Below are 25,689 nucleotides of genomic sequence, written 5' to 3'. Positions count from 1 at the left end.
AAATCAATAAATATTCTTAGTATTGTATAGTTTTATTTACAAAGATAAATTAATAAACAAAAAAATGAGAAATTCTTATTTAAAACCATAATGCATTTTGCCCCCAATTATCTTTATCAAATACTGGTAATTTGTAAGATTTTCAGTCATATATACTCTATTAACCATTACTAAACTATAGAGAAATTTTATGAAAACGCCATTCAGTAAAATGAACGGTCTTGGAAATCAAATCATTGTCGCTGATATGCGCAAAAGCGCATGTGATATTACACAGCAAGCAATCTTTTCTTTAGCGGCAGATACTCAAATGCATTTTGATCAAATCATGGCTATTCATCCACCAACCCAAAACGAAACTCATTTCCGTATTGCAATATGGAATGCTGATGGTTCAATGGCAAAAGCTTGTGGCAATGGGACCCGTTGCGTCATTGAATGGCTTGCAAATCACAATCTCGGTGAAAAATTTCGATTAGAAACACCTGCTGGAATTATTGAAGGTAAACGTCAAGCCAATGGTCTTATCTCTGTGGATATGGGATGCCCATATCTTAATGCAAAAGATATGCCTGTTTCACGTGAAATATCCGACACTAATCACGTAGAAATTACTGCTGGTCCTCTAAAAGATGCTTCTCTTGTATCTGTTGGCAATCTCCACGCTATTTTTTTTGTTGATAGCAGTATCCAAAATATCCCATTAGAAAAATATGGACCAAAACTCGAATATGATCCACTTTTTCCAGAACGGTGTAATATTTCACTTGCTTACGTAACATCACAGAAAAGCTTAACTTTACGAACATGGGAGCGTGGAGCTGGATTAACAAAAGCATGCGGTAGTGCTGCTTGCGCTAGCGTTGTGGCGGCCTATCGACGTGGATTAACAAAACGCAATATTGAGGTAAATTTACCGGGAGGAGCTCTTTCTATTCTTTATCGAGAAGACAATCATATTGTCATGACAGGCGAAGCAGAATATGAATTTAGTGGTTTTTTGAACCCGTTAACAGGGGCTTACAAAAAGGATCACCTTTAATGGCTGTAGAAATTGTAACTTTTGGTTGTCGACTCAATAGCTATGAATCGGAAATTATACGAAAAGAAAGCAACTCTTCTGGTCTTGGTGATCTCAAAGATGGTGCAATCATCTTTAATACCTGCGCTGTCACTGCCGAAGCCGTGCGACAAGCAAAACAAGCTATCCGAAAAGCGAGACGCGAAAATCCTTATGCACGCATTATTGTCACGGGATGCGCTGCACAAACAGAAGCAAACAATTTTGCTATTATGACAGAAGTCGATCTGGTTTTAGGCAATGAAGAAAAACTTCATGCCCATTCCTACCGCCAACTCCCTGATTTTGGCATTAATCATGATGAAAAGTTACGTGTTAATAACATTATGGAAGTGCACAAAATTGCTCCACATATGGTTAATGCAATGGAAGGGCGCACACGCGCCTTCGTTCAAGTACAAAATGGATGTGATCACAGCTGCACATTCTGTATTATTCCTTACGGCCGTGGTCCATCACGTTCAGTTCCCATGGGCGCCGTCATTGAACAAATTAAACAGCTCATAGGCAATGGTATTCAAGAAATCGTTTTGACAGGTGTTGATCTCACAAGCTATGGACCCGATCTACCTGGAAAAGCCACCTTAGGAAAATTAGTCTCAACCATTTTAAATCATGTTCCTGACTTGCCACGATTACGTCTTTCATCCATCGATTCTATTGAAGCTGACCAAGAATTAATAGATCTCTTAGCCTATGAAGAAAGAATAATGCCTCATTTACATTTATCCTTACAAGCAGGCGATAATATGATTTTAAAAAGAATGAAACGACGGCATCTACGCGAACATGCAATTCAGTTCTGTCAAGATTTACGTGCTAAACGTCCCACAATGGTTTATGGTGCTGACTTGATTGCAGGTTTTCCAACCGAAACAGAAGAGATGTTTCAGAACAGTTTAAATTTGATCGATGACTGTGGTTTAACACATCTCCACGTCTTTCCCTTCAGTCCAAGGAAAGGAACACCTGCTGCCCGCATGCCACAAATCAACCGTAAAACAGTTAAAATTCGAGCAGAAAAATTACGTAAAGCAGGCGAAAAAGCTTATCAAAAACATCTCGCTCATTTACAAAACAGTCAACAAACAATCCTTGTTGAAAAAGATGGGATTGGGCGAACAGAAGATTATACTCTTACACACATTAAAGGTGCTAAAGCTGGAACAATTGTTAAAGCTCTTATTATTGATCATGATGGCAATAAATTAATTGCTGAACACCCTGAATCGAATGCAGCCTAAGTAGGAAAGTTCTTATGACAAAATCTTTTATCAAAAAAATGCTTTCTTTTAATAAGTCTAAAGAACAAACAACCAAACAAAAACAAATTTCTGCTTCTGATGAAGCCAATATAGCAGAAAAAAATCAACACAAAGATGATGCAATACAAAATCATCAGTCCTCTATAGATCTCGAAAAAGAAAAGCAGGAGCAAAAGAAAACGCAAACGACAATATCTATAAAAGACAATGAAAATACCCTACCTCCCGAACAATCTTTCAACAAAATAATCGTCACTGATAAGATTAGTGAAAAAAAAGTTGAAGAGCCTTTATCTGTATATTCAGTTGAACAGAAAAAAGGAACATGGTTTGAGCGACTTAAAAAAGGATTATCTCTTTCTTCACAACAATTAGGCGATTCAATAGGTACCCTCTTCGCCAAAAAAAAACTTGATGACGAAACCTTGCAAGAATTAGAAGATATTCTTATTCAAGCTGATCTTGGCGTAGAAACAGCTACATATATTACCAATAGCTTAGCTTCCAGTCGTTATGGAAAGAATCTATCTTCAGATGATGTCCGTACTATTGTCGCTGACGAAATCAAAAAAATTCTCGAACCTGTTGCAATTCCATTGGAACTTGATCTAAACCATAAACCTCATGTCATTTTGCTGGTGGGTGTCAATGGTACTGGAAAAACAACAACCATTGGAAAACTAGCAGCTAAACTCACTGAGGGAAGATTAAAAATTACACTTGCTGCTGGCGATACGTTTCGCGCCGCTGCTATTGAGCAATTACATATTTGGGGTGAACGCACAGGAGCTTCTGTTGTTTCAAGCAAACTTGGTGCAGATGCAGCAAGCCTAGCTTTCGATGCTTATGAAAAAGCCAAAAAGGAAAATAGTGATGTTTTAATCATTGATACAGCTGGGCGTTTACAAAACAAAACTGAACTAATGGACGAATTAGCAAAAATTATTCGCGTTCTAAAAAAACACAGTCCTCAAGCACCTCATACAGTTCTTCAAACGCTTGATGCAACAACTGGACAAAATACACTCAACCAAGTAGATATTTTCCGTAATGTTGCCAAGGTTAATGGTTTAGTTATGACAAAGCTCGATGGTACTGCACGGGGTGGGATTCTTGTTGCCATTGCGGCAAAATACAAATTACCCGTTTATTTTATCGGCATAGGAGAGAATATTGAGGATCTCGAGCCTTTTTCTGCTTCTGATTTTGCCGAAGCTATTGCAGGAAAACACGCATGAAACAATCTTTCTTTGATCCAAATTCACATAACAGTTCCGATTTGAAAAATACCAATAACAATCAAAAAAATTCTCCTTCACAAACGCTTAAATTTTTCTTAGAAATGGGACCATTAGTCGTCTTTTTTCTTGCAAATTATAAAGGTCAATGGCTGATAAACAATATTGAAGTTTTTAAAAACTTCGATAAACCTATTTTCCCTGCAACTGCTATTTTTATGGTGGCAATCACAATTGCGTTATGCCTATCGTGGATTCTTACGCGTAAAATTCCTATAATGCCGCTTATCTCAGGACTGTTCGTCCTTGTTTTTGGATTTTTGACTCTTTGGCTACATAATGATACATTTATAAAAATGAAACCAACAATCATTAATGGCTTATTTGCTCTTATTCTCTTTGGAGGTCTTCTGTTTAAAAAACCACTATTGCGCTATGCTCTTGATTCAACCTTAAAACTTGATGATTTGGGGTGGAAAAAACTGACTTATCGCTGGGCGTTTTTCTTTGTTTTTCTTGCTACTTTAAATGAAATAATTTGGCGTAATTTTGATGATAATTTCTGGACGAGTTTTAAAGTATTCGGTGTTATGCCCATAACAGTTCTATTTATGCTAACGCAAATGCCTATCATCATCAAACATTCAAACGATCCCTTGATAAAAAAGGATAAATCTAGTTCTTAAATACAATGCATTCACCACAATAGATCTGTTTTATCAATTTATTACACGCATTATTCATGGAGAAAATACGTGTTAATTGAACAATTTATCTGTAGACAAGATAATTTCGGTGTACTCATTCATGATGAAAAAAGCGGTTATACAGCTGCAATTGATGCACCGGAGAGTAAAGCTATCCATGATGCATTAAAGCGGCGTAATTGGACGCTGCAAACTATTTTTGTAACGCATCATCATTATGACCATGTGGAAGCATTAGAAGAATTAAAACAGGTTTATAAAGCTACAATTATTGGACCAGAAGCAGAAAGAAAAAAAATTTCTCTTCTTGACCAGACACTCCAACCTGAAGAAAATGTTTGCTTTGGCACACATATTCTTTCAGCTCTCTCAACACCTGGTCACACACTAGGAGCGTTATCCTATTACTTTTCTCATGCAAATCTCCTATTTGCTGGCGATACACTTTTTTCTCTCGGCTGTGGACGTCTTTTTGAAGGAACGCCGGCACAAATGCTTAATTCTTTAAAAAAGCTTCGTCAGCTTCCCGATGAAACGCTCCTTTACTGTGGCCATGAATATACCAAAACCAATGCTCTTTTTGCATTGACAATTGATCCATACAATCAAAAACTTCACCAGAGAGTAGAAGAAGTTTTCTTGCTACGCGCAAAAAATGCTATGACTTTACCGACAACATTAGGGCAAGAAAAAGCTACAAATCCTTTTCTTCGTTGGGATAATAGCGTTTTGCGAAAAAATCTTGCTATGGAAAATAAAACGGATGAAGAAGTTTTTGCTGAAATTCGAAAAAGAAAAGATAATTTTATACCCTATTAAAATTTTCATTGCGTTTATTTTTGTAATATCCACTCAAAAATCAATAACAAAAAATATGGATGATTATTTTAATCCTAGATTCACTCGATAATCCAAATATCGTTGCAAATTATCCTTTAACAGAAGATTTTCTTGTAAAAATGGAAAAAATTAAAAAAGATATTGAACACTTACCTTCAAAACCAGAAGCGCCTAACACAGGAAACGATAATAGTATTGAAGGACTCATTACTTCTATATCTGGTCGACCACTGCTTAGTAGCATTTTGAAAAAGCATAATCTCATACCAAAGGATTAGTTTGCGTCACAGCACTTCAAGCAACATTAGCAGCAGTATCACCTCTTGAAGATAAAGATACTTTGTTTTACGGAAAACTTGCCATATCTCAAAGCAATTTCAAATTTAGACAAAAATATATCAATAGAATTTGTGCTTTGTTAGATGATTAACTTTGCAAACGTCTACAAATATCATCCAACTGATCCAATGAAGAATAACGAATTTTTAAATCACCACCCTTTTTACTATGCCGAATAGTCACTTTCATTCCGATAAAATCAGAAAGTAACTTTTCTAAAGATTTTGTTTCAGTGTTTTTTTCCGTTAAGGCTTGCCTTTTATTTTTCGGATTTATCTGCTCATGAGCAAGCTTTTCAGCTTGACGTACAGAAAGCCCTTCTTCAATAATTTTTTCTGCTAAACTTTGTGGATCATCAACTGTAATAAGACAACGTGCATGACCAGCTGAAAGTTTACCATCAATTAAAAACTGTTGTACATTTGGTGGAAGTTTTAATAAGCGAAGAGTATTTGTAACATGGCTTCGACTTTTTCCAACAATTTTTGCTAAATCTACTTGTGTATAACCATATTCATTGAGCAACATTTCATATCCCATTCCTTCTTCAATAGGATTAAGATCTGCACGCTGAACATTTTCAACAATTGCTAATTCTAAAGCTGTTTTATCATCTACATCACGAATAATAATTGGCAAATGTTTTAGATTTGCTCGCTGCGCTGCACGCCATCGCCTTTCACCAGCAATTATTTCAAATCTATTAGGATGATCACGTGAAGGTCTCACAATAATAGGTTGAACAACACCATGTTGTAGAATTGATTGAGCTAAACTATCAAGTTCTAAATCAGTAAAATGGCGCCTTGGATTATGGGGATTACGTGAAATAAATTCAATAGACACAAATTGTCCAGAATCTATAGAAACTACATTTTGTTCAGCTGTAGACTTACCAAAATTGGATAAATCTACAGGAGAAATACCTAAGTCTACATCTCCAATCAATGCAGCTAACCCACGTCCCAGTCTTTTTTTAGATTGATCGTCGCTCATAATTTTGCTCTTTGGCTGTGTTTTTAACAATTATTTTTTTGCACTTTCTAAGCTGCCGCTCGTGCTTGTTTTTCTCGTTGAATAACTTCTGATGCCAACCGTAAGTAGGCTTGACTGCCTGCACATTTAAGATCATAAAGCAACACCGGCTTCCCAAAAGAAGGAGCTTCAGACACACGTACATTCCGTGGAATAACAGTACGATAAACTTTTTCTCCCATAAAAGAACGCACATCTTCAACAACTTGATTTGCAAGATTATTACGGCTATCGTACATTGTTAAAACAATCCCTTGAATCTCTAAAGATGGATTAAGAACAGACCGTACTTGCTTTACTGTTTCAAGCAATTGACTCAAACCTTCAAGTGCTAAAAACTCACATTGCATTGGCACCAAAACAGAGTCTGCCGCTCCCATAGCATTTAATGTCAAAAGATTAAGTGAAGGAGGGCAATCTATCAGAACGTAACTAAATTTTTTATCTATCTTTGGATCATTACAGAGGGATTTACGCAACCGTTTAATACGATCTTGCGATGAAGCTATTTCCATTTCAACACCTAAAAGATCAAGTGTAGAAGGAACAACATGTAGATTAGGTACTGCTGTTTCCAAAGCAGCTTCTGCGACAGAAACTCTAGAAACCAAAACATCATAAGATGATAAAGGACGATCATTTCGATCAATTCCCAGTCCAGTACTTGCATTACCTTGTGGATCAATATCCATAATAAGAACATTTTCACCAATAGCAGCCAAAGCTGTTGCAAGATTAATTGCTGTTGTTGTTTTACCCACCCCACCTTTTTGGTTTGCAATCGCGATAATTCTTGTTTCGCTCATCTTGCTTTACCCTTTACATGATTGAACATGAGAAATTTCTAAAATAACCGAGTTTTTATCGATTTTACTTTGATGTTTTAACAGATTAAATTGCCAATGAGCAGAGGCTTTTTTTATTTCTATAGCGTAATCCCGACCTTTTTGCAAAAGAGCAATTGTTTTTTGTGTTACCCAAGGAAATATAAGCTGTAAAATAGTATCCAATGGAGCAAGACCTCGTGCTGTTATAACATCTGGTACATTTATTTTTTGATAAACATCTTCGATTCTACAATGATGAACGGTTGCTGGAAGATTAAGTTGAGCAATGACCGTTCGTAAAAAAGCTGTTTTTTTTCCATTACTTTCAACCAAATCAATATGCCCTTCTTTTTTTTCTTTCAGAAAAATAGCAATAACAATTGCAGGAAATCCTCCTCCTGATCCAAGATCACACCAATGTAAAAATTGACTATGCAAAGGATAAATCTGTGCAGAATCTAAAATATGGCGTGTCCATAAGATTGGTATTGTTGCAGAGGATATCAAATTAATATGTGCATTCCATTGAAGGACAAGAGATTCAAACTGTATTAAATTTTCCATAGTTTCACGTGAAACAGAAGGAACTATTTTTAAAAGTTCCTGATATTTTTGTTCCATAGAAATAACCATTAAACTGATTTAGCCTTCTCACGTCGTTGCCGTTGAATATATGTAATAATTAATGATAATGCTGCTGGTGTCATACCATCTATTTTTTGAGCATCAGCAATTGAACGTGGTGATATTTTTTGAATTTTTGCTTTTAATTCATTAGAAAGACCAGAAATTTCTTGAATATCAAGAGAAGAAGGAATTTCTAAACGTTCATCTCGCTGAAGCGCTGCAATATCCTGCGCTTGTCTTTCTAAATAAACTGCATATTGCGCTTCGATTTCTAAAGCCTCGACTGTTCGTGTATCAATTGATTGCAATTGTGGCCAAAAAGAAGAAAGATGTTCAACACTCATATGCGGATAGGCCAAAAGATCATAAGCTGAACGTCGAATTCCATCACGATTTATTTGCAATCCATAACGCGATGCTTCATTAGGAGATAAAAAAAGCTCTTTACACAGTGATCGTGCTTGATCAAGACGTTGTTGTTTATTTTGATAACAAACCCAACGGGCATTACTTACGATACCCCATTGTTGTGCCAAAGGTGTTAAACGAGCGTCAGCATTATCAGCACGTAAAGATAAACGAAATTCAGCTCGAGATGTAAACATCCGATAAGGTTCAGAAACCCCACGTAATACTAAATCATCGATCATAACACCGATATAGGCTGAAGAACGACTTAAAATAATTTCTTCTAAGCCACCTACTTGACGTGCAGCATTTAAACCAGCCAAAAGACCTTGTGCTGCCGCCTCTTCATATCCTGTTGTCCCATTAATTTGGCCTGCTAAAAATAATCCCGGTAAAGATCGTAATTCTAAGGTTTTTCTCAATTGTTGTGGATTAATAAAATCGTATTCAATAGCATAACCCGGTTGTAAAACCTCTACATTTTCCAACCCTTCAATCGTTTTTAAGAAAGAAACTTGTACATCTTCAGGAAGAGAAGTAGAAATACCATTTGGATAAACAGTATCATCCTCCAATCCTTCTGGTTCTAAAAAAATCTGATGACCATCACGTTCACCAAATTTAATAATTTTATCTTCAATTGAAGGACAATAACGCGGTCCTAATCCTTCAATAGCCCCAGAATATAAAGCAGATTGATAAATATTTTCACGAATAATTTGATGTGTTTTTTCATTTGTCCGTGTTATTGCACATTCAATTTGAGGCTGTTCTATTTTTTCAGTTAACAAAGAAAAAGTTACAGGATTTTCATCTGCTTTTTGTTTTGGAAGTTTATCCCAACAAATTGTTTTTTTACTAAGACGAGCGGGAGTCCCCGTTTTTAATCGTCCAAGATTAATATCATAACTTTTTAAGCGTTCAGCAAGTTGTATACTTGCTTGTTCACCCATACGCCCAGCAGACCACGTTTTATCACCAATATGAATAAGACCACGTAAAAACGTACCTGTCGTTAAAACTACAGCTCCCGAAAAGATACTCCCTTGTTTTTTCAACAATACACCTGAAACACGACCATCTTTAACAATCAGATCAAGTACTTCATCTTCGATAAAAATTAAATTATCTTGTTCTTTTAGAAGCTTTTGTATTTCTTTTTTATACAATTGCCGATCAGCTTGTGTACGCGGTCCTCTTACTGCTGGTCCTTTACGTCTATTAAGAAGCCGGAATTGAATTCCTGCAGCATCTGCTGCTCTTCCCATAAGACCATCTAAAGCATCTATTTCTCGAACCAAATGCCCTTTTCCAAGTCCACCAATTGCAGGGTTACATGACATAGTTCCAAGAGCTGATATTTGATATGTAACAAGAACTGTACGTGCTCCTGTACGTGCTGAAGCAGAAGCAGCTTCACAGCCAGCATGGCCACCTCCTATAACGATGACATCATATGATTGCATTTGATTCATCCTTTACATAACCATTCTGAAATATTGTATGAAATAGGATATATAAAATACACAATCCTATCACTCTGTCTATGATAAATAATCAATGTTTCACGTGAATCATTATTTACCAATACAAAATTGTGAAAAAATAACATCAAGCAAATCTTCAACGTCAATATCACCTGTAATTCGTCCAAGTGCATCACTTGCACGACGAAGATGTTCTGCACGCAAACTTAAATCAAGAGAAACATATTTCACTGAATCATCAATTTCTTTAACAGCTTCTTTTAATAACTGAAGTTGCCTTTTTCGTGCCGGAACAACATTTCCAATTTCAGAAACACGGCGTAAACAAAATGTTTCTATTTCTTTTATAAAATGATCAAAATTTAAGCCACTTAACGCAGAAAATTGTATAAACCAATGCGCTCCATCCCCCTCATAAAGATCAAGTTTATTACCAACATTCCATATTTCAGCTGATGTTTCAGGTAAATCAATCTTTTGAGGATTGTTCATATCATTAACCAAAATGACTAAATCAGCATCCTTAACACACTGTTTTGCAGTTTCTATACCCAATTGTTCAATTTTATTTTCTGTTTCTCTAAAACCAGCCGTATCTGTTAAAAAAACAGGTAAACCACCAAATACTAATCTTATTTCTAAAGCATCACGTGTTGTTCCCGCTTCTTCTGTTACAATAGCAACAGAACGACCAGCTAGACGATTAATAATACTTGATTTTCCAGAATTTGGAGCACCCGCAATAACAATTTTTATCCCATCACGTAAAACACTTGCACGCTCTCCCTCAGCAATGTGTTTACGAAGTGAATGGCAAAGTTCTTCCATATTTTGCCAAACTTTATCAGATACAGAACCGGGAATATCAGCTTCATCAGAAAAATCCAATTCTGCTTCAATCAAAGCACGCGCCGTCATAAGTTTATGACGCCAATCGCGATAAAGCTTTGTTAAAGTACCACTTGTACCCATAACTGCTAAACGTCGCTGACTTTCTGTTTCTGCTTCTATTAAATCAGCAAGACCTTCTGCTTGAACCAGATCTAATTTTCCCTCAGCAAATGCCCGACGTGAAAACTCACCTGCCTCTGCAATACGACATCCAGTAAATAAAGCCAATTCATCAAGAAAACGATTAACGACAGCTTTACCTCCATGCAGATGAAATTCCGCGCAATCCTCACCTGTAAAGCTATAAGGACCAGGAAAAAAAACAGTTAAAGCAGAATCCAAAAAACTACCATCACGGGCAGTAAGATCCCCATAGTGCATAAACCGAGCCTTTGGTAAACAACCGCAAAGCGTCTTAACAATATCAACAACATGAGGGCCAGATAGTCGGATAACAGCAACCCCTGAAGGCAACAACCCACTTGAAACAGCAAAGATTGTATCCACAGGACTAATCCTAATTTAAAAAAACTTAATGATGCTACGTATTCATTGAATCAAAAAATTCACTATTATTTTTTGTTTGTTTTAATTTATCAATTAAAAACTCGATTGCATCCGTCACACTCATGGGTGCCAAAATACGACGAAGCACGAAAATCTTATGCAAGTCTTGACGCGCAACTAAAAGATCTTCTTTACGCGTTCCTGACTTTAAAATATCCATAGCTGGGAAAATACGTTTATCAGCAACTTTACGATCAAGAACAATTTCTGAATTACCCGTTCCTTTAAATTCTTCAAAGATAACCTCATCCATACGGCTACCCGTGTCAATCAAAGCTGTTGCAATGATGGTTAGAGATCCACCTTCTTCAATATTACGCGCTGCACCAAAAAAGCGTTTTGGACGCTGAAGAGCATTTGCATCAACCCCACCTGTTAAAACTTTACCTGATGAAGGAACAACTGTATTATATGCTCGCCCAAGACGCGTAATTGAATCAAGAAGAATAACAACATCACGTCCATATTCAACTAAGCGTTTAGCTTTTTCAATAACCATTTCAGCGACTTGCACATGACGTATTGCTGGCTCATCAAAGGTAGAAGAAACCACCTCTCCTTTTACTGACCGCTGCATATCCGTTACTTCCTCTGGGCGTTCATCAATTAAAAGAACAATCAAGTAACACTCAGGGTGATTAGTAGTAATAGAATGAGCAATATTCTGTAATAAAACTGTTTTTCCTGTTCGAGGAGGAGCTACAATTAATCCTCGTTGACCTTTTCCTAAGGGGGATATTAAATCAATCACCCGCGATGACATATCCCTATCTGTAGGATTTTGTATTTCCATTTGAAAACGTTCATTTGAGTAAAGTGGAGTAAGATTATCAAAGTGAATTTTGTAACGAATTTTTTCAGGATCTTCATAATTAATTGTATTAATTTTAAGAAGAGCAAAATAACGTTCTCCTTCTTTAGGACCACGTATAGGACCTTCAACGGTATCTCCTGTTTTCAAAGAAAAAGATTGGATTTGTGCAGGAGAGAGATAAATATCATCAGGACCAGGAAGGTAATTTGCGTTAGCAGATCTTAAAAAACCAAATCCATCCTGCAAAACTTCAACAACGCCTTCCCCAATAATTTCAACATCTTGCAAAGCAAGTTTTTTCAAAATAGCAAACATCAATTCTTGTTTGCGCATCAAAGAAGCATTCTCAACTTCTAGTGTTTCAGCAAAAGAGACAAGTTCAACTGGGTTCTTACTTTTGAGTTCCTGTAGTTTCATTTTCTGCATGAAATACGCTCTTTGATTTGAATGGGAAATTATTTCTGAAAAAATCAATTAATTCATAGAATGGTGTAGAGGATAGAACACCCCTGTAAGAAGATTTAGTATACACTTAACTCTTTCAAACTGCAAGCATAACTCTTACAATATTATTTTTGTATGTGTTTTAGTAATCTCGCGAAATACTGCTATTCTTAAAAAGAAATAATTTACGAAATATTTATTTATAGCGTTATACATTAGAGAATGTAATTTATTTTTCTAATGATTTTAAGCATAAATTAAATAAAATTATTTATACATAAAATTTTTCCAGTTTTTTTTATAATTATTTTTAGAAAATGAGGATTCTTTTTATTAAAATCTGTGTTTAGTGTGGATTATTATTTATACTTTATTTATCCCCAATTTTTTCCACAAAGAAACAAAAAAAAAGAATAATAACAAGCGTAGCTTAAGCTATTATACTCATTCTTTTTTTGTAAAGTAAATTCTCTAAGCGTAATTATCTAATTTGTGCATAATAATAGAAAGTTTTTCCTGAAACAAAGTTTTATAAAAAATGATGAGACTATATACACATCTATTAACAAGGAGTTAAAATTCCTGTGACAAAAGAAAAAAAATCTTTTCACCTACATATGATTTCTGATGCAACAGGAGAAACATTAATTTCTGCTGGAAGAGCCGTAGCAGCGCAATACGCGATGTTTCATGCGATAGAACATATTTATCCGATGATTCGTAATAAGATGCAGTTGCAGAAAGTTCTTAATGAAATTCAACAAGAGCCGGGTATTGTTCTTTACACAATTATTGATAAAAAAATTAAACAACTTCTTAATAGAACATGTGTAAAAATAGGTATCCCCTGTGTTGATATACTGGATCCTGTTTTGAATGTTTTTCAGTCTTACCTTGGAATGCTGACAAATTTACGTGTTAGTGCTCAACATGATCTTAATGCAGACTATTTTCGCCGCATTGAAGCATTAGATTTCACAATAGAACATGATGATGGACAATCCACCAATAGTTTATTGGATGCAGATGTAATTCTTGTTGGGATTTCAAGAACTTCTAAAACGCCAACGAGTATTTATTTAGCAAATCGTGGAGTAAAAACTGCTAATGTGCCTCTTATTCCAGGAATTGATTTACCAAAAGAGCTTTTGGAAGCAAAAAATACTTTGATTATTGGCTTAATTGCTTCGGCTGAACGAATTTCACATATTCGCCAAAATCGAGATTTGGGAGACGATTTTATTACTGAAAGTTATACCGATCGCATCAGTATAGCTGAAGAATTAATTTATACAAAACGCATCTGTGAGCGTTTTGGTTGGCCTATTATTGATGTTACGAGGCGCTCTATTGAAGAAAATGCTGCAGCGGTGTTTGAACTTTTATCACGATTTCGTGAAGGAAAATGATACAATAAACATGAGTGAAAAAACATTAATATTAGCATCTCTTAGTCCCTATCGTGCTCAATTATTGAGGAAAGCTGGTTTAAACTTTTACGTAGAAGGTGCGTCTTTTGATGAACGGAAAGAGGAAGAAAAGGCAGAAACAAAAACGCCTAAAGAACTTAGTTCTTTTTTAGCAAGTTCTAAAGCAAAAAATGTTTCTTCTCGTTTTCCGAATGCATTTGTAATTGGTTGTGATCAGGTACTTGATTTGGAAGGGCAGATTTTACATAAAGTTGCAGATAATAGAGAAGCACATCAACGTTTACGTATTTTATCAGGGAAGATGCATTCTCTTCATAGTGCGGTTGCTTTATTTCAAAATGGTCAGGAGATTTGGGTTGAAGTTTTTAGTGCTTATATGACAGTACGTTCCCTTTCATCAGAGTTTATCGAACGATATTTAGCGCGTGTGGGAATTGATGTACTAAAGAGTGTGGGAGTATACCAAATTGAAGGAGAGGGAATCCATCTTTTTGAGAAAATCGAAGGGGATTTTTTTACTATTGTTGGTTTGCCGTTGCTGCCTTTATTAATAAAATTACGTCATTTAGGTGTTATTGATGGCTGATCTGACAATAAATTACAAAAAAGAAACGTGTCCGCGTGTTTTTGTTGTTGGTCATCCGATTAACCATTCAAAATCGCCGAAAATTCATAATTTTTGGCTTAAACAGTATAATTTACAGGGTGAATATAGTGCTAAAGATATAAGACCCGAAGAATTTAGCCGTTTTTTTTTCTCTCTAAAAAAAAGAAATTTTTGTGGAGGTAATGTTACTTTACCATACAAGCAAGAGGCTTTTCGTTTAGCAACATACAAAGATGAGATAGCGACAATTATTGGTGCTGCTAATACATTGTGGTTTGAAGGGGATAGGCTTTGTGCCACAAACAGTGATGTCTATGGTTTTGCTGCTAATCTTGATGAATTTGCTCCTGGTTGGGTTGGGGAGATAGCTCTTGTTTTTGGTGCAGGTGGTAGTGCACGCGCTATCCTATATGTTTTAAAAAAACGTGGGTTTAAGCGTATTTATTTGCTTAATCGTACAAGAAAACATGCAGATGATTTGGCTGAATATTTTGGAAAACCTATTAAAGTCCATGATTGGCATAATGCTGATATAATACTTCGTCAGGCTGATTTTATTGTTAATGCAACCTCTGTAGGTATGACAAATTTTAATGATAAAGAAAACAAACCTTTTTTTTGTGATTTTCATAAAGCCAAATCAACAGCAGTGGTTACAGATATTGTTTATACTCCATTAATGACGCCTTTTTTACGTCAAGCAAAAGCTCAGGGTTTAAAAATAGTTGATGGTCTTGGTATGCTTTTGCATCAGGCTGTTCCCGGTTTTGAACGATGGTTTGGAATAAAGCCTGTTGTGACAAAGGCGTTGCGATCGGAAATTTTAGAAAATATGAGTGAAGATAGAATATGAAAATCATAGGGCTAACTGGATCAATAGCTATGGGAAAATCAACAGCTGCTGGTTTTTTTAAACAAGCGGGTATTCCGGTTTTTAGCGCCGATGAGATTGTACACAAACTTTACAGGAATGAGCCAACTTTGTCTCTTATAGCGCGTACTTTTCCTGGCGTTGTTGAAAATGGCCAAGTTAATCGGATAAAACTTTCTAAAATTGTGGTCAATAATTGTGAGAAATTACAAACATTAGAAAAAATGATTCATCCCTTGGTACAAGAAAAAGAAAAAGAATTTATTGATAAGGCACGTCAACAGAAAAAAAAAATAGTTGTTCTTGATATTCCACTTCTTTTTGAAACAAAAGCTGAAAATCGCGTAGATAGTATAGTTGTTGTATCTGCACCTTCGGAAATACAAAAAAAGCGTGTAATGAGTCGTCAGAATATGAACGAAGAAAAATTTGCAATAATCAATGCAAAGCAAATATCCGATGAAAAAAAACGGGAATATGCTGATTTTATTATTGATACAGGAAAATCTCTAGAGAATACGCGTCAACAGGTTTTTGATGTGATAGAGAGTTTGCTAAAGGATATTTCTGTAAAGAATTAAAGCAATGCGTGAAATTATTTTTGATATTGAAACGACGGGTTTAGATAAAGACAGTGATCGCATAATCGAAATTGGCTGTATAGAAATGATTGATCGTTACCTGACAGAGCGCCGATTTCACGTTTATTTGAATCCACAAGGAGTTATTATTCCTGATGAAGTTGTCGCTATTCATGGATTAACCAACGAACGCTTAAAAGATGAAAAAAAATTTAGTGAGATTGCTGATTCTTTTTTAGAGTTTATCGATGGTGCAACGATGATTGCTCATAATGCAAGTTTTGACGTTGGTTTTCTTAATGCTGAATTAGGGCGAGTGAATAAGCCACTTATCGGTGTTGATAATATTCTTGATACATTGGCTCTGGCGCGGCGTAAATATCCTATGGGGCCGAATTCTCTTGATGTTTTATGTAAGCGTTTTGGAATTGATAATAGTCATCGTGTCCTTCATGGTGCTCTTCTTGATGCAGAGATTCTTGCGGATGTTTATATTGAATTAATTGGTGGAAAGCAGGGCACATTTGGTTTTCATGAGGGAAAGAATATTGATGTTGTGGGGATCAAAAATGACAAAGATGTTCTATATAAAGCCAAGATTCGTCCACAAGCACTACCTTCAAGATTAAGCGCACAAGAAAAAAGCATGCATGCTGATTTGATTAAAAAGATAGGCGAAAAAGCTTTATGGAATCGCTTCAAAGTTTCTCAATAAAGATTTTATTGTTTTTTTTGAAAAAATTACTAAAGAAAATCGAAAGTAGACAACAAACATATAAAAAAATATGGCCGCTGTGGGGAGGGGAACACCACAACGACCCTGTCGTTACATCGCACCTCAGCTATCATAGGAGGAGCAAAATGAAAGCTATTATATCCTGTAACAGCAAAGAAAAGCCTTAAGGTACGAGATATAAATCGTAACAACGCCAGCAGTTTAAAAATAAAAAAATGTCTTTTTAAAGGCAAAATGATCAATTTTAGAATAAAATTGAAAAAATATTAAAAGTAAATTTTCTTCGGGTTTAAATGGAGATATAAAATTGTCATGAAAACACAAGATCATCTTTTTTTGGTTGATGGATCAGGCTACGTTTTTCGTGCTTACCATGCTCTTCCTCCCTTAAAGCGCAAAAAGGACGGGCTTCCTGTGGGAGCTGTTGCTGGTTTTTGTAATATGTTATGGAAATTGCTCTGTGATGCCCGTAACACCAATTCTGGTGTGGTTCCAACACACTTTGCTGTTATTTTCGATCATTCATCCGATACATTTCGTAAGCAAATTTATCCTCAATATAAAGCCAATCGAGAGGCACCACCTGAAGATCTTGTTCCTCAATTTGCTTTGATCCGACAGGCAACAAAAGCTTTTAATTTGCCTTGTATCGAAAAAAATGGATTTGAGGCAGATGATTTAATTGCTACCTATGCACAATTGGCAACGCAGGCTGGAGCAAAAACAACCATTATTTCTTCTGATAAAGATTTAATGCAATTGGTGAATACGCATGTGTCTTTATATGATGGTATGAAAAATAAGTATATTGGTGTTTCTGAGGTCATCGAAAAATGGGGTGTAGCACCTGAAAAAATGGTTGATTTACAAGCTTTAACTGGAGATCCAACCGATAATATACCGGGGGTTCCAGGTATTGGCCCTAAAACTGCAGCACAATTATTGGATCAATTTGGTTCTCTTGATCTTTTATTGCAGAACGTTGCAGAAATTAAGCAAACAAAAAGACGTGAGAATATTCAAGTTTATAGTGAAGAAGTAAAAATCTTTCGTGAGTTGGTCAAACTTAAAACAGATGTACCAATAGATAATGATTTAAGTCATTTGGTTTTAGAACCACAAGATGGCCCCCGTTTAATTGCTTTTCTGAAAGCTATGGAATTTACGACACTTACACGCCGTGTGGCAGAGGTAACCTCATGTGATGCAGCAGCTATTGATGCACTTGATATAGATATCAAGTGGGCAGAAAATATAGAGAGGATTGATTTCGATATTGAGAAAACCGATTCAGTATCACCTCATAGTTTTTCTGAAAACTCCCCACAGGTTTTGGCGCAAAAACGTAGAGATCAAGCTCTCTCTCAAAAAGTTATCCAAGATTCTTATAAAACTATCCTTGATGAAGACCTTTTGAAAGATTGGTTGTCTGAAGCACAGGAACAAGGTTATTTTGCTTTTGATACTGAAACAACTTCACTTAATCCTATGCAAGCAAAGCTTGTTGGTTTTTCTTTGGCATTACAGCCAGAAAAAGCAGCCTATATACCACTTGAGCATATTGATGGAGAGAGCGATCTTTTAGGAAATGGGCGTATTGTTGGACAGATTGAGACACAAAAGGCTTTGGCGCTTTTAAAGCCGATATTAGAAAATCCAGCGGTATTAAAAATTGGCCAGAATATGAAATATGATTGGTTGGTGATGAAGCAATACGATATTGTGATACGCTCTTTTGATGATACAATGCTTTTGTCATATGCTTTAGAAGCTGGAGATTTAACACATGGCATGGATGCTTTATCTGAACGCTGGCTTGGACATAAACCAATTTCTTATAAAGATTTAATGTATAATGGAAAAAAAATTTCTTCTTTTGCACAGGTGGATTTGAAACAGGCGACTCTTTATGCCGCGGAGGATGCTGATATAACATTTCGTTTGTGGAAAGTCTTGAAACAACAGCTTGTGGCACAGGGAATGACAAAAATTTATGAACGCCTTGATAAACCACTCGTAGAAGTTCTTGCAAGAATGGAAGAACGTGGGATTCTTGTTGACCGGCAAATTCTATCACGTATTTCGGGTGAATTAGAACAGGCAGCTTTTTCTCTGGAAGAAGAAATTTATCAGCTCGTTGGTGAAAAATTTAACATTGCTTCGCCAAAACAATTAGGTGATATTCTTTTTGATAGAATGGGTTTGCCTGGTGGTGTGAAGACAAAAAGTGGTCAGTGGTCAACTTCCGCACAAACTTTAGAAGAGTTGGCTGTTGAAGGGCATATTTTGCCACGTAAAATTATAGATTGGCGTCAATTGGCAAAACTAAAATCTACCTATGCAGATGCTTTGCCCTCTCACATTTTGCCCACAACAGGGCGTGTTCATACGAGTTATTCTTTAGCAACAACATCAACGGGGCGTTTATCATCATCTGAACCTAATTTACAGAATATTCCAGTGCGGACTGCTGAAGGGCGTAAAATTCGAACAGCCTTTATTGCTCCAGAAGATCATCTATTGTTGTCGGCTGATTATAGCCAGATTGAATTGCGTATTCTTGCTCATATTGCCAATATAACTGCGTTAAAAGAAGCATTTTCACAAGGTCAGGATATTCATGCTATAACCGCATCACAAATGTTTGGAGTTGCAATAGAAGGGATGTCTTCAGATATACGCCGGCGTGCAAAAGCGATTAATTTTGGGATTATTTACGGTATTTCAGCTTTTGGATTAGCAAATCAATTGGGTATTTCACGCAAAGAAGCAGGCTGTTACATTCAGCTTTATTTTAAAAGATTTCCTGGAATTAAAGATTATATGGAAACGACAAAAATATTTGCACGCCAGCATGGATATGTAGAAACCATTTTTGGACGCCGTATCCATTATCCTGAAATAAAAACGTCTAATCCGCAAGTTCGTGCCCTTAATGAACGGGCTGCTATCAATGCACCAATTCAGGGGTCAGCAGCAGACATTATTCGCCGTGCTATGATTAAAATGGAAGATGCTTTGGAAAAAGAAAAACTTTCAGCAAAAATGTTGCTGCAAGTACATGATGAACTTATTTTTGAGGTACCAAAAGCTGAGTGTGAAGAAACTACAGCTCTTGTTAAAAAGGTTATGGAAAATGCTACAATGCCAGTATTATCTTTGTCTGTGCCTCTTGAAGTAAAAGTAATGTCCGCTCAAAACTGGGATGAAGCGCATTAACTTTTTTCATTTATTGTATTCTCAAGAACGGTAATTGCGCTGGCATGGTCAAGATAAGCTTTGATTGGTAAATGATCTGAGGCAATACGTGCCAGTGGTGAATAATGATTTTCAATTTTTGTTACCAATTGATGGGGAAAAGCAAAAATTCTATCAAGAGCTAGAAAGGGAAAACGAGAAGGAAAGCTTGGCACAGTTTCAGAGTTTATATCAAAATAGGGCGAAAAATAATTTAAAGATGAACCTTTTCCTGTGCGCCATTCATTGAGGTCACCAATGAGAAGTGTGGGCATAAGGGGACGTTTTTGTAAAAGTGTAAGAAGCATTTTAACTTGCTGATTACGAGAATGTCGCAATAAGCCAAAATGAGCAGCAATAATACGAATAAGACCTGCATTCATTTCTAATTCTGTAATAACGGCGCCACGTGGCTCAATACCGGGCAAGGTAATTTGCGAGATGTCATGTACACATCCACCATGACGCAAAAATAGGGCGTTTCCATGCCAGCCATGACCATTAGGCGACATAGCGTTAAGGGGCACAGGAATCAGGTTTGTTTCTTCTTTTAAATGCTGAAGATCAATTAAGCCAATGCGGTCACCAAAACGTTTATCTGCTTCTTGAAGAGCAAGAATATCAACTTGCAATTCCGCAATGACACGTACAATGCGGGTAGGATTAAAAACTTTGTCAATACCAACACATTTATGTACATTATAAGAAGCAACAACAAGGTCATAGCTATTGTTGCTGTTGGTGGTGTTTGCTTGATGATTAGAAGAGCACTTCTGGATGGTATTGAATAGAGGACTGCGGAATTTTTTTTTGATAAGTGCGGTGGGCAAGCTGAAATTTTGTTTATTAGGCTTTTTGATCATTTTGTTTTGCTTATTTTTGTTTCCTTTGAATATGGTGTTGAAGGATTAAAGGGCAAGATTTGTGTTAAAAATGAAAAAGCCCTGCTTCTTGAAAGAAACAAGGCTTTTTAATAAAGAAATAACTATTTTTATTAATCGCGGTTCGAACCAAGAAACTGCAACAAAAAAACAAACATATTGATAAAATCAAGATAAAGGTTCAACGCACCCATAATAATTTTACGACCACGGGCATCATTTGCATCACCTTCATAATACATCAATTTAATTGTTTGCGTATCATAAGCTGTCAAACCGGCAAAGATTATAACGCCAATGACTGAAATAGCAAATTGCAAGGCACTCGATGCGAGAAAAATATTAACAATTGTGGAAAGTACTAACCCAATTAAGCCCATAAACAAGAATGAACCCATAGCTGTGAGGTCACGATTTGTTGTGTAACCGTAAAGAGAAAGAGAGCCAAAAGCTGCGGAAGTAATGACAAATGTCTGCACAATACTCTCTGGTGTATAACGCAGAATAATTGATGACAGTGAAAGCCCCACAAGGGTAGCATAACCAAAAAAGAGGCTACGTGCGGCACTTGTACTGAGTGTATTGATTTTGAAACTCAGAAATAACACAGCTACAAGTGGTGCAAACATAACAATATAAGAGAATGGTGACGTATAAAATGTTACTCCGAATGATGTTAAGTAAACACTCCCATTCATTTGAGCAGCTGCTTGATTCATATCGGTTGTAATGGCTAACGATGAAATCACATAAGCGGCAGCAGCTGTAATAAGCAAACCAATAGCCATTGTATTGTAAACGCCCAGCATATAGCTGCGCAATCCCTGATCAATTGATGCATCGGCATGAGAAACAGACGCCGAACGTAAATCTTTTAAATTAGCCATAATACAAAGTTCCTTCGCTTATATTACGCTAGAATTTGTGACAAAACATTCATTCTTTCTTTTTAATGAATTGTATAAGCCTCGATCTAGCGAATACAAAAATTGTACGCGTTATTGTAAAAATTCCAACATACGCCCCCTTATTATGGGGATTTATTTAAAAATTACAAGATACTTTTATCAAGAAGAAATCTTACAAATTAGTAATGAAATGGTCGATTTTAGTTAAAAAACATTGAGTTTTTTGAGTAATTTTTTTGTAAGGTTGGATAAGTCTATTTGGTCATAGCTAAGATAGGCAATTTAAATTTGGATAAATCCAGAATGGGGGATCATTCTTTCAGGGATATCTGATTTGTGAGAAAATGTTAAAAAATTCGCTTGGTTAGGAGTTTTATCTTCTCTGATAAATACTAAGCTTTTATCTACTGAGAGACATCAATAACAATTATAGCCTAATGTACTATCAAGCTGAATTTCATCAATTAATGTTCGTAAGATGTTTGGAGTATTTTAAGATAGTGATAAACCCTTCTGCATCAATATCAATAATATCTCCAGTATTATGCCATCCATCTAGTGATGATAAAAGTACACCAGGTTGTTCAACTGTTAGATAACCTGCCATGATGTTGGGGCCTTTAATGTAAAGGCATCCTCCTTTTTCTATATTTTCCACTGATTCAAGCCGTGATATTAAACTTGGCATTAATTTTCCAACTGTTCCGTTTTTATTATACATGGGTGTATTGAGTGCTAGAATGGAAGAGGCTTCAGTGACGCTATAACCTTCTAAAATTCGAATGCCAAATTTTTCCATCATTAGAGTGCGTGTTGCAACGGTGATAGGTTCTATACTGGAAAAACAATAGCGGATAGAATGTAAATCGTAAGGATGTGCATTGCGGGCATAGTTATTCAGAAAAGTATCTGTACCTAAAATAATGGTTGCATTTGAATTATAAATTATTTCAGGAATAATATTATAATGCAGAGGAGAGGGATAGAAATAGATTGGAACGCCATAAACTAAAGGTAAAATAGTTCCCATCGTTAGGCCAAAAGAATGAAATATAGGCACAACATTAAAAATTTTATCGGATTTGTTAAAATCAACACGTGCAGCTACTTGCGCTGCATTGGAGAGTATATTTGCGTGGGTGAGAACGACACCTTTAGGCACATTCTCTGAATTAGAAGTAAAGAGAATAACAGCCCAATCTTGCGCGTTATTTTGTATAATTGGTTTGCAACGCATGCAAAAAGCCATAAGTTGATCAAATTTAGAAATATTTTTTTTCAGATCATCAAGATAAATGAAATGCATTCCTGAATTTTTTAAAATATCGGCTGTTTCTTCTAAGTTTTCTTGGCGTAAAAAAGTATGTGTCGTGATAATCGTGCGTACTTTAGAGGCTTTAGTTTTTAAAAGCAAAACTGAAGAATTAGCAGAAAAGTCCAATATAGCTGGTACTTTTCCCGCTGATTGTAAAGCAAAAAAGGTTAAGGCTGTGCTATTAGCATTCGGTAGCAACATTCCAACAGTTGTTTCTTTTTGGGTAAGGGCAGCTAATTTTTTAGCTAAAACGCGAATCTTTGAGAGCATAAGCCCATAACTCATGGAACCTGTGAGAGGATCTTCAATGGCTTTTGTGCGCATTCCATTATTGCGGGCAGCTTTAACAAGTTCATTAAAAAGCGTACTGTTTTTATTTGAAGTTGAAAAAACAAGATCAGACATAATGCGATATAGTTCATCTCCAGCAGCTTGGCGGCGAGCACGACTTTTGATATTTGCATGAATATTTAATTTGATGGGTTCAGTGATGGTAATACACACTTTAGGAAAAAGTTTGCGACGTGTGTGAGTGTTAGAAAGACGTGAAAAAAAAGTGCGTTCGAGACCATCAATTTTAATGGGAACAATTTTTGCTCCTGTTTTATCAGCAACCATAGCAGTGCCGTCGTAAACTTTCATAAGGGATCCTGTAATGGTGATACGTCCTTCTGGAAAAATAACAAGCGGTATCCCTTGTGTTATGGTACGTATAAAATCACGGGTTGCTAATGGGTGTGTAGGGTCTATAGGAAAAAAATTGATGTATTTCTGGAAGAGACGAAACCACCAAAATTTTGTAATATCAGCACAAATGGCAAAAGCTGGATTACGCATATTTGTTGTATCACAAACAGCAAATGCCAGAAAGCCATCAAGGAATGATACATGATTAAAAATGAAAATAGGTGCTTTTCCTGCTTTGGAAAAATTTTCTATACCCTTGATCTCTAAACGAAAAAATATGCGAAAAAGAATAAAAATAAAATCGCGTAAAGCAGAAGTGGGTAAATATTTTAGCATAGCAATTGCAGTGATTAAGGAAGAAGCACCAAGCATAAGAATTACTGTATAGAGTGGAGCGCCAAGATATTGAATAAAAGTAACAATACCCATTCCTACAACGATCATTGCAGCATTAATGATATTATTAGCAGCAATAACACGCGCGCGCTGTTTGGGGTTAGCCCAAGCCTGCAATGCAGCAAATCCAGGAACAACAAGCAAGGAAGCAAAAGTTGCGATCAGAGCAAAATCAACCAGAATATGCAATAATTGCGCATGAGAGAAAAAATCGACGAATGTTCTAACTTGTAATTTGGGACTAAGATTTTTTATAACGATGCCTAAGTCAATACAAACAATCCCTAAAACAAAAGTTCCTATAACCGATAGCACTAAGACTATTCGCCCCGCTGAAAGCCACGCTGCTATTCCAGCACCAATGGCAGCAAAAAAGGAAAAAAATATCAAAAACGTAATGTTTCCATAGGGTAAAAAATTGAGAAAAGCAGTCAGTATTGGGATGATTGATAAGAATGCAGCTCCTATAAACCAAAACCAAGAAATTATGAGACTGACGACCAATAAATGTTTTTTTTGAACGCAGTATTTAAGGATGGAGATTGTGGCACGTATAATGTTATGGTCAACAACAAGGTTGGGATGTGCGGGAATATTTTTGGGCATAAAATAGCTTATAACCCATGAAATTACAGCTAAGACAATTATAACAATAGCTGGAATAATTTGTAATTTGTTTTGAAAATTAAAACTAATGCTTGCCCATAATGTTCCTGATAAAATAGCAACAAAAGTTGCAGCTTCTATCCACGCATTGGCACGTGGTAAGTGAGATTTTGCCATGTGATCGGGTAATATAGCATACTTAATGGGTCCAAAAAGTGCTGCAGAAGAACCAAGAAGGAACAAGCATATCATAAGCAAAGTGATCGACGATAAGAGGAGAGAAATCGATGTTGCCAAAGCAATAAAGAGAGTTGAAAATTGAATGAAGCGCGCAACAGCTGCTTTATCATAGCGATCAGCTAGCTGACCACCAGTTGCAGAAAATAAAAGATAAGGAAGCGAAAAAACACCACTTGCTAAGCTGATAAGGCTTGATTGATATTCTAAAGTACTACATGTGACAATAAGAAAAATTAGAGTTTCTTTGATAAAATTATTATTAAAAGCAGAAAAGAATTGGCACCAAAACAAAGGCGCAAAAATGCGCGAACTGAGCAAAGAAGGATCACAGTCTGCATTTAAAAAATCTTGATGCTGTTTTTTTTTATTCATTGCTCTCCCTTCTTTTGTCATTTTTATCATGTAGAGAGACGGAAAAAGAAGCGCTATGCTTTAATAATCTGGAAATAAAAATAAAAGAGAGGAAAAATGTAGTTTTTTTTTGAAGTCAAGTCAACAACAACAGTGTTCCTTAAGTGTTGTGCCTGAATGCAGAGAAGAGTATTAAAGAGCAATATAAGGATATGAGTTTTGTCTTTAGGTAAGATGTTGGTGATTACGTCAAATGTATTAGAGTTCTGTATG

General features: G+C 36.0%; 21 protein-coding genes. 12 read left to right on the top strand and 9 right to left on the bottom strand.

All coding sequences use genetic code 11. The features are described 5' to 3' along the window. The first annotated feature begins 190 nt into the window (after positions 1-190). The 6 genes from dapF (at position 191) to NPX98_RS01255 (ending at position 5,409) form a co-directional block, all read left to right on the top strand. Positions 191-1,042, top strand: a complete 852-nt coding sequence (gene dapF / locus NPX98_RS01280; RefSeq protein ID WP_269022164.1) for a diaminopimelate epimerase — start codon at positions 191-193, stop codon at positions 1,040-1,042. Beyond that, complete coding sequence (mtaB, locus tag NPX98_RS01275) at positions 1,042-2,325, top strand: tRNA (N(6)-L-threonylcarbamoyladenosine(37)-C(2))-methylthiotransferase MtaB (RefSeq protein WP_269022163.1); 1,284 nt, start codon at positions 1,042-1,044, stop codon at positions 2,323-2,325. Before dapF ends, mtaB begins: the two co-directional genes overlap by 1 nt. A 14-nt stretch (positions 2,326-2,339) precedes the next feature. Then, positions 2,340-3,584: a signal recognition particle-docking protein FtsY gene (gene ftsY, locus NPX98_RS01270; RefSeq protein ID WP_269022162.1), complete on the top strand. Its 1,245-nt coding sequence runs from the start codon at positions 2,340-2,342 to the stop codon at positions 3,582-3,584. Continuing rightward, positions 3,581-4,270 carry a septation protein A gene (locus tag NPX98_RS01265; protein ID WP_269022161.1) on the top strand — a complete coding sequence of 230 codons (690 nt, stop codon included), beginning with the start codon at positions 3,581-3,583 and terminating at the stop codon, positions 4,268-4,270. The genes ftsY and NPX98_RS01265 overlap by 4 nt, the downstream gene beginning before the upstream one ends. A gap of 69 nt (positions 4,271-4,339) precedes the next feature. Then, positions 4,340-5,110, top strand: a complete 771-nt coding sequence (gene gloB, locus NPX98_RS01260; RefSeq protein WP_269022160.1) for a hydroxyacylglutathione hydrolase — start codon at positions 4,340-4,342, stop codon at positions 5,108-5,110. Positions 5,111-5,169: 59 nt separating this feature from the next. Further along, positions 5,170-5,409, top strand: coding sequence for a hypothetical protein (locus NPX98_RS01255; RefSeq protein ID WP_269022159.1), 240 nt, complete (start codon positions 5,170-5,172; stop codon positions 5,407-5,409). 148 nt (positions 5,410-5,557) lie between these two features. On the opposite strand, the gene NPX98_RS01250 is transcribed toward NPX98_RS01255, so the two are convergent. The 6 genes from NPX98_RS01250 to rho form a co-directional block, all read right to left on the bottom strand. Continuing rightward, the gene (locus tag NPX98_RS01250; RefSeq protein ID WP_269022157.1) at positions 5,558-6,466 is read right to left on the bottom strand and encodes a ParB/RepB/Spo0J family partition protein; all 909 of its coding nucleotides are present in this window, start codon (positions 6,464-6,466) and stop codon (positions 5,558-5,560) included. 47 nt (positions 6,467-6,513) lie between these two features. Beyond that, complete coding sequence (locus NPX98_RS01245) at positions 6,514-7,311, bottom strand: ParA family protein (RefSeq protein WP_269022156.1); 798 nt, start codon at positions 7,309-7,311, stop codon at positions 6,514-6,516. A 6-nt stretch (positions 7,312-7,317) separates the two neighbouring features. Continuing rightward, positions 7,318-7,965: a 16S rRNA (guanine(527)-N(7))-methyltransferase RsmG gene (rsmG, locus tag NPX98_RS01240; protein WP_269022155.1), complete on the bottom strand. Its 648-nt coding sequence runs from the start codon at positions 7,963-7,965 to the stop codon at positions 7,318-7,320. Next, a complete protein-coding gene (mnmG, locus tag NPX98_RS01235; RefSeq protein ID WP_269022153.1) occupies positions 7,965-9,833 on the bottom strand; it encodes a tRNA uridine-5-carboxymethylaminomethyl(34) synthesis enzyme MnmG in 1,869 nt (622 codons plus the stop codon). Before mnmG ends, rsmG begins: the two co-directional genes overlap by 1 nt. Positions 9,834-9,944: 111 nt before the next feature. Next, entirely contained in the window at positions 9,945-11,252 is a 1,308-nt protein-coding gene (gene mnmE / locus NPX98_RS01230; RefSeq protein WP_269022152.1) for a tRNA uridine-5-carboxymethylaminomethyl(34) synthesis GTPase MnmE, read from the bottom strand. Positions 11,253-11,286: 34 nt separating this feature from the next. Beyond that, a complete protein-coding gene (rho, locus tag NPX98_RS01225) occupies positions 11,287-12,552 on the bottom strand; it encodes a transcription termination factor Rho (RefSeq protein WP_269022151.1) in 1,266 nt (421 codons plus the stop codon). Between the two features lie 602 nt (positions 12,553-13,154). Here rho and NPX98_RS01220 point away from each other — a divergent pair. From NPX98_RS01220 to polA, 6 genes are all read left to right on the top strand, one after another. Next, positions 13,155-13,979, top strand: a complete 825-nt coding sequence (locus tag NPX98_RS01220) for a pyruvate, water dikinase regulatory protein (protein WP_269022150.1) — start codon at positions 13,155-13,157, stop codon at positions 13,977-13,979. Positions 13,980-13,989: 10 nt separating this feature from the next. Further along, a complete protein-coding gene (locus NPX98_RS01215) occupies positions 13,990-14,586 on the top strand; it encodes a Maf family nucleotide pyrophosphatase (RefSeq protein ID WP_269022148.1) in 597 nt (198 codons plus the stop codon). Continuing rightward, positions 14,579-15,460 carry a shikimate dehydrogenase gene (locus tag NPX98_RS01210; protein ID WP_269022147.1) on the top strand — a complete coding sequence of 294 codons (882 nt, stop codon included), beginning with the start codon at positions 14,579-14,581 and terminating at the stop codon, positions 15,458-15,460. Before NPX98_RS01215 ends, NPX98_RS01210 begins: the two co-directional genes overlap by 8 nt. Further along, positions 15,457-16,059, top strand: a complete 603-nt coding sequence (gene coaE / locus NPX98_RS01205; protein ID WP_269022146.1) for a dephospho-CoA kinase — start codon at positions 15,457-15,459, stop codon at positions 16,057-16,059. Before NPX98_RS01210 ends, coaE begins: the two co-directional genes overlap by 4 nt. 4 nt (positions 16,060-16,063) lie before the next feature. Continuing rightward, a complete protein-coding gene (gene dnaQ, locus NPX98_RS01200) occupies positions 16,064-16,774 on the top strand; it encodes a DNA polymerase III subunit epsilon (protein WP_269022145.1) in 711 nt (236 codons plus the stop codon). Positions 16,775-17,107: 333 nt separating this feature from the next. Continuing rightward, on the top strand, positions 17,108-20,014 hold the full coding sequence (gene polA, locus NPX98_RS01195; protein ID WP_269022143.1) for a DNA polymerase I: 2,907 nt from the start codon (positions 17,108-17,110) through the stop codon (positions 20,012-20,014). Here the strand turns inward: polA and NPX98_RS01190 are convergent. The 3 genes from NPX98_RS01190 to NPX98_RS01180 form a co-directional block, all read right to left on the bottom strand. Beyond that, on the bottom strand, positions 20,011-20,895 hold the full coding sequence (locus NPX98_RS01190) for an endonuclease/exonuclease/phosphatase family protein (RefSeq protein WP_269022141.1): 885 nt from the start codon (positions 20,893-20,895) through the stop codon (positions 20,011-20,013). The two genes, polA and NPX98_RS01190, sit on opposite strands and share 4 nt — an antisense overlap. 131 nt (positions 20,896-21,026) lie before the next feature. Continuing rightward, a complete protein-coding gene (locus NPX98_RS01185) occupies positions 21,027-21,800 on the bottom strand; it encodes a Bax inhibitor-1/YccA family protein (protein ID WP_269022140.1) in 774 nt (257 codons plus the stop codon). 481 nt (positions 21,801-22,281) lie between these two features. Further along, a complete protein-coding gene (locus NPX98_RS01180) occupies positions 22,282-25,437 on the bottom strand; it encodes an MFS transporter (RefSeq protein WP_269022139.1) in 3,156 nt (1,051 codons plus the stop codon). Between the last annotated feature and the right edge of the window lie 252 nt (positions 25,438-25,689).

This window comes from Bartonella sp. A05 (assembly GCF_026930145.1).
Classification (GTDB): Bacteria; Pseudomonadota; Alphaproteobacteria; order Rhizobiales; family Rhizobiaceae; genus Bartonella.
The sequence above is the reverse complement of the archived record's forward strand: the minus strand, read 5'-3'. Positions and strand labels throughout refer to the sequence as shown.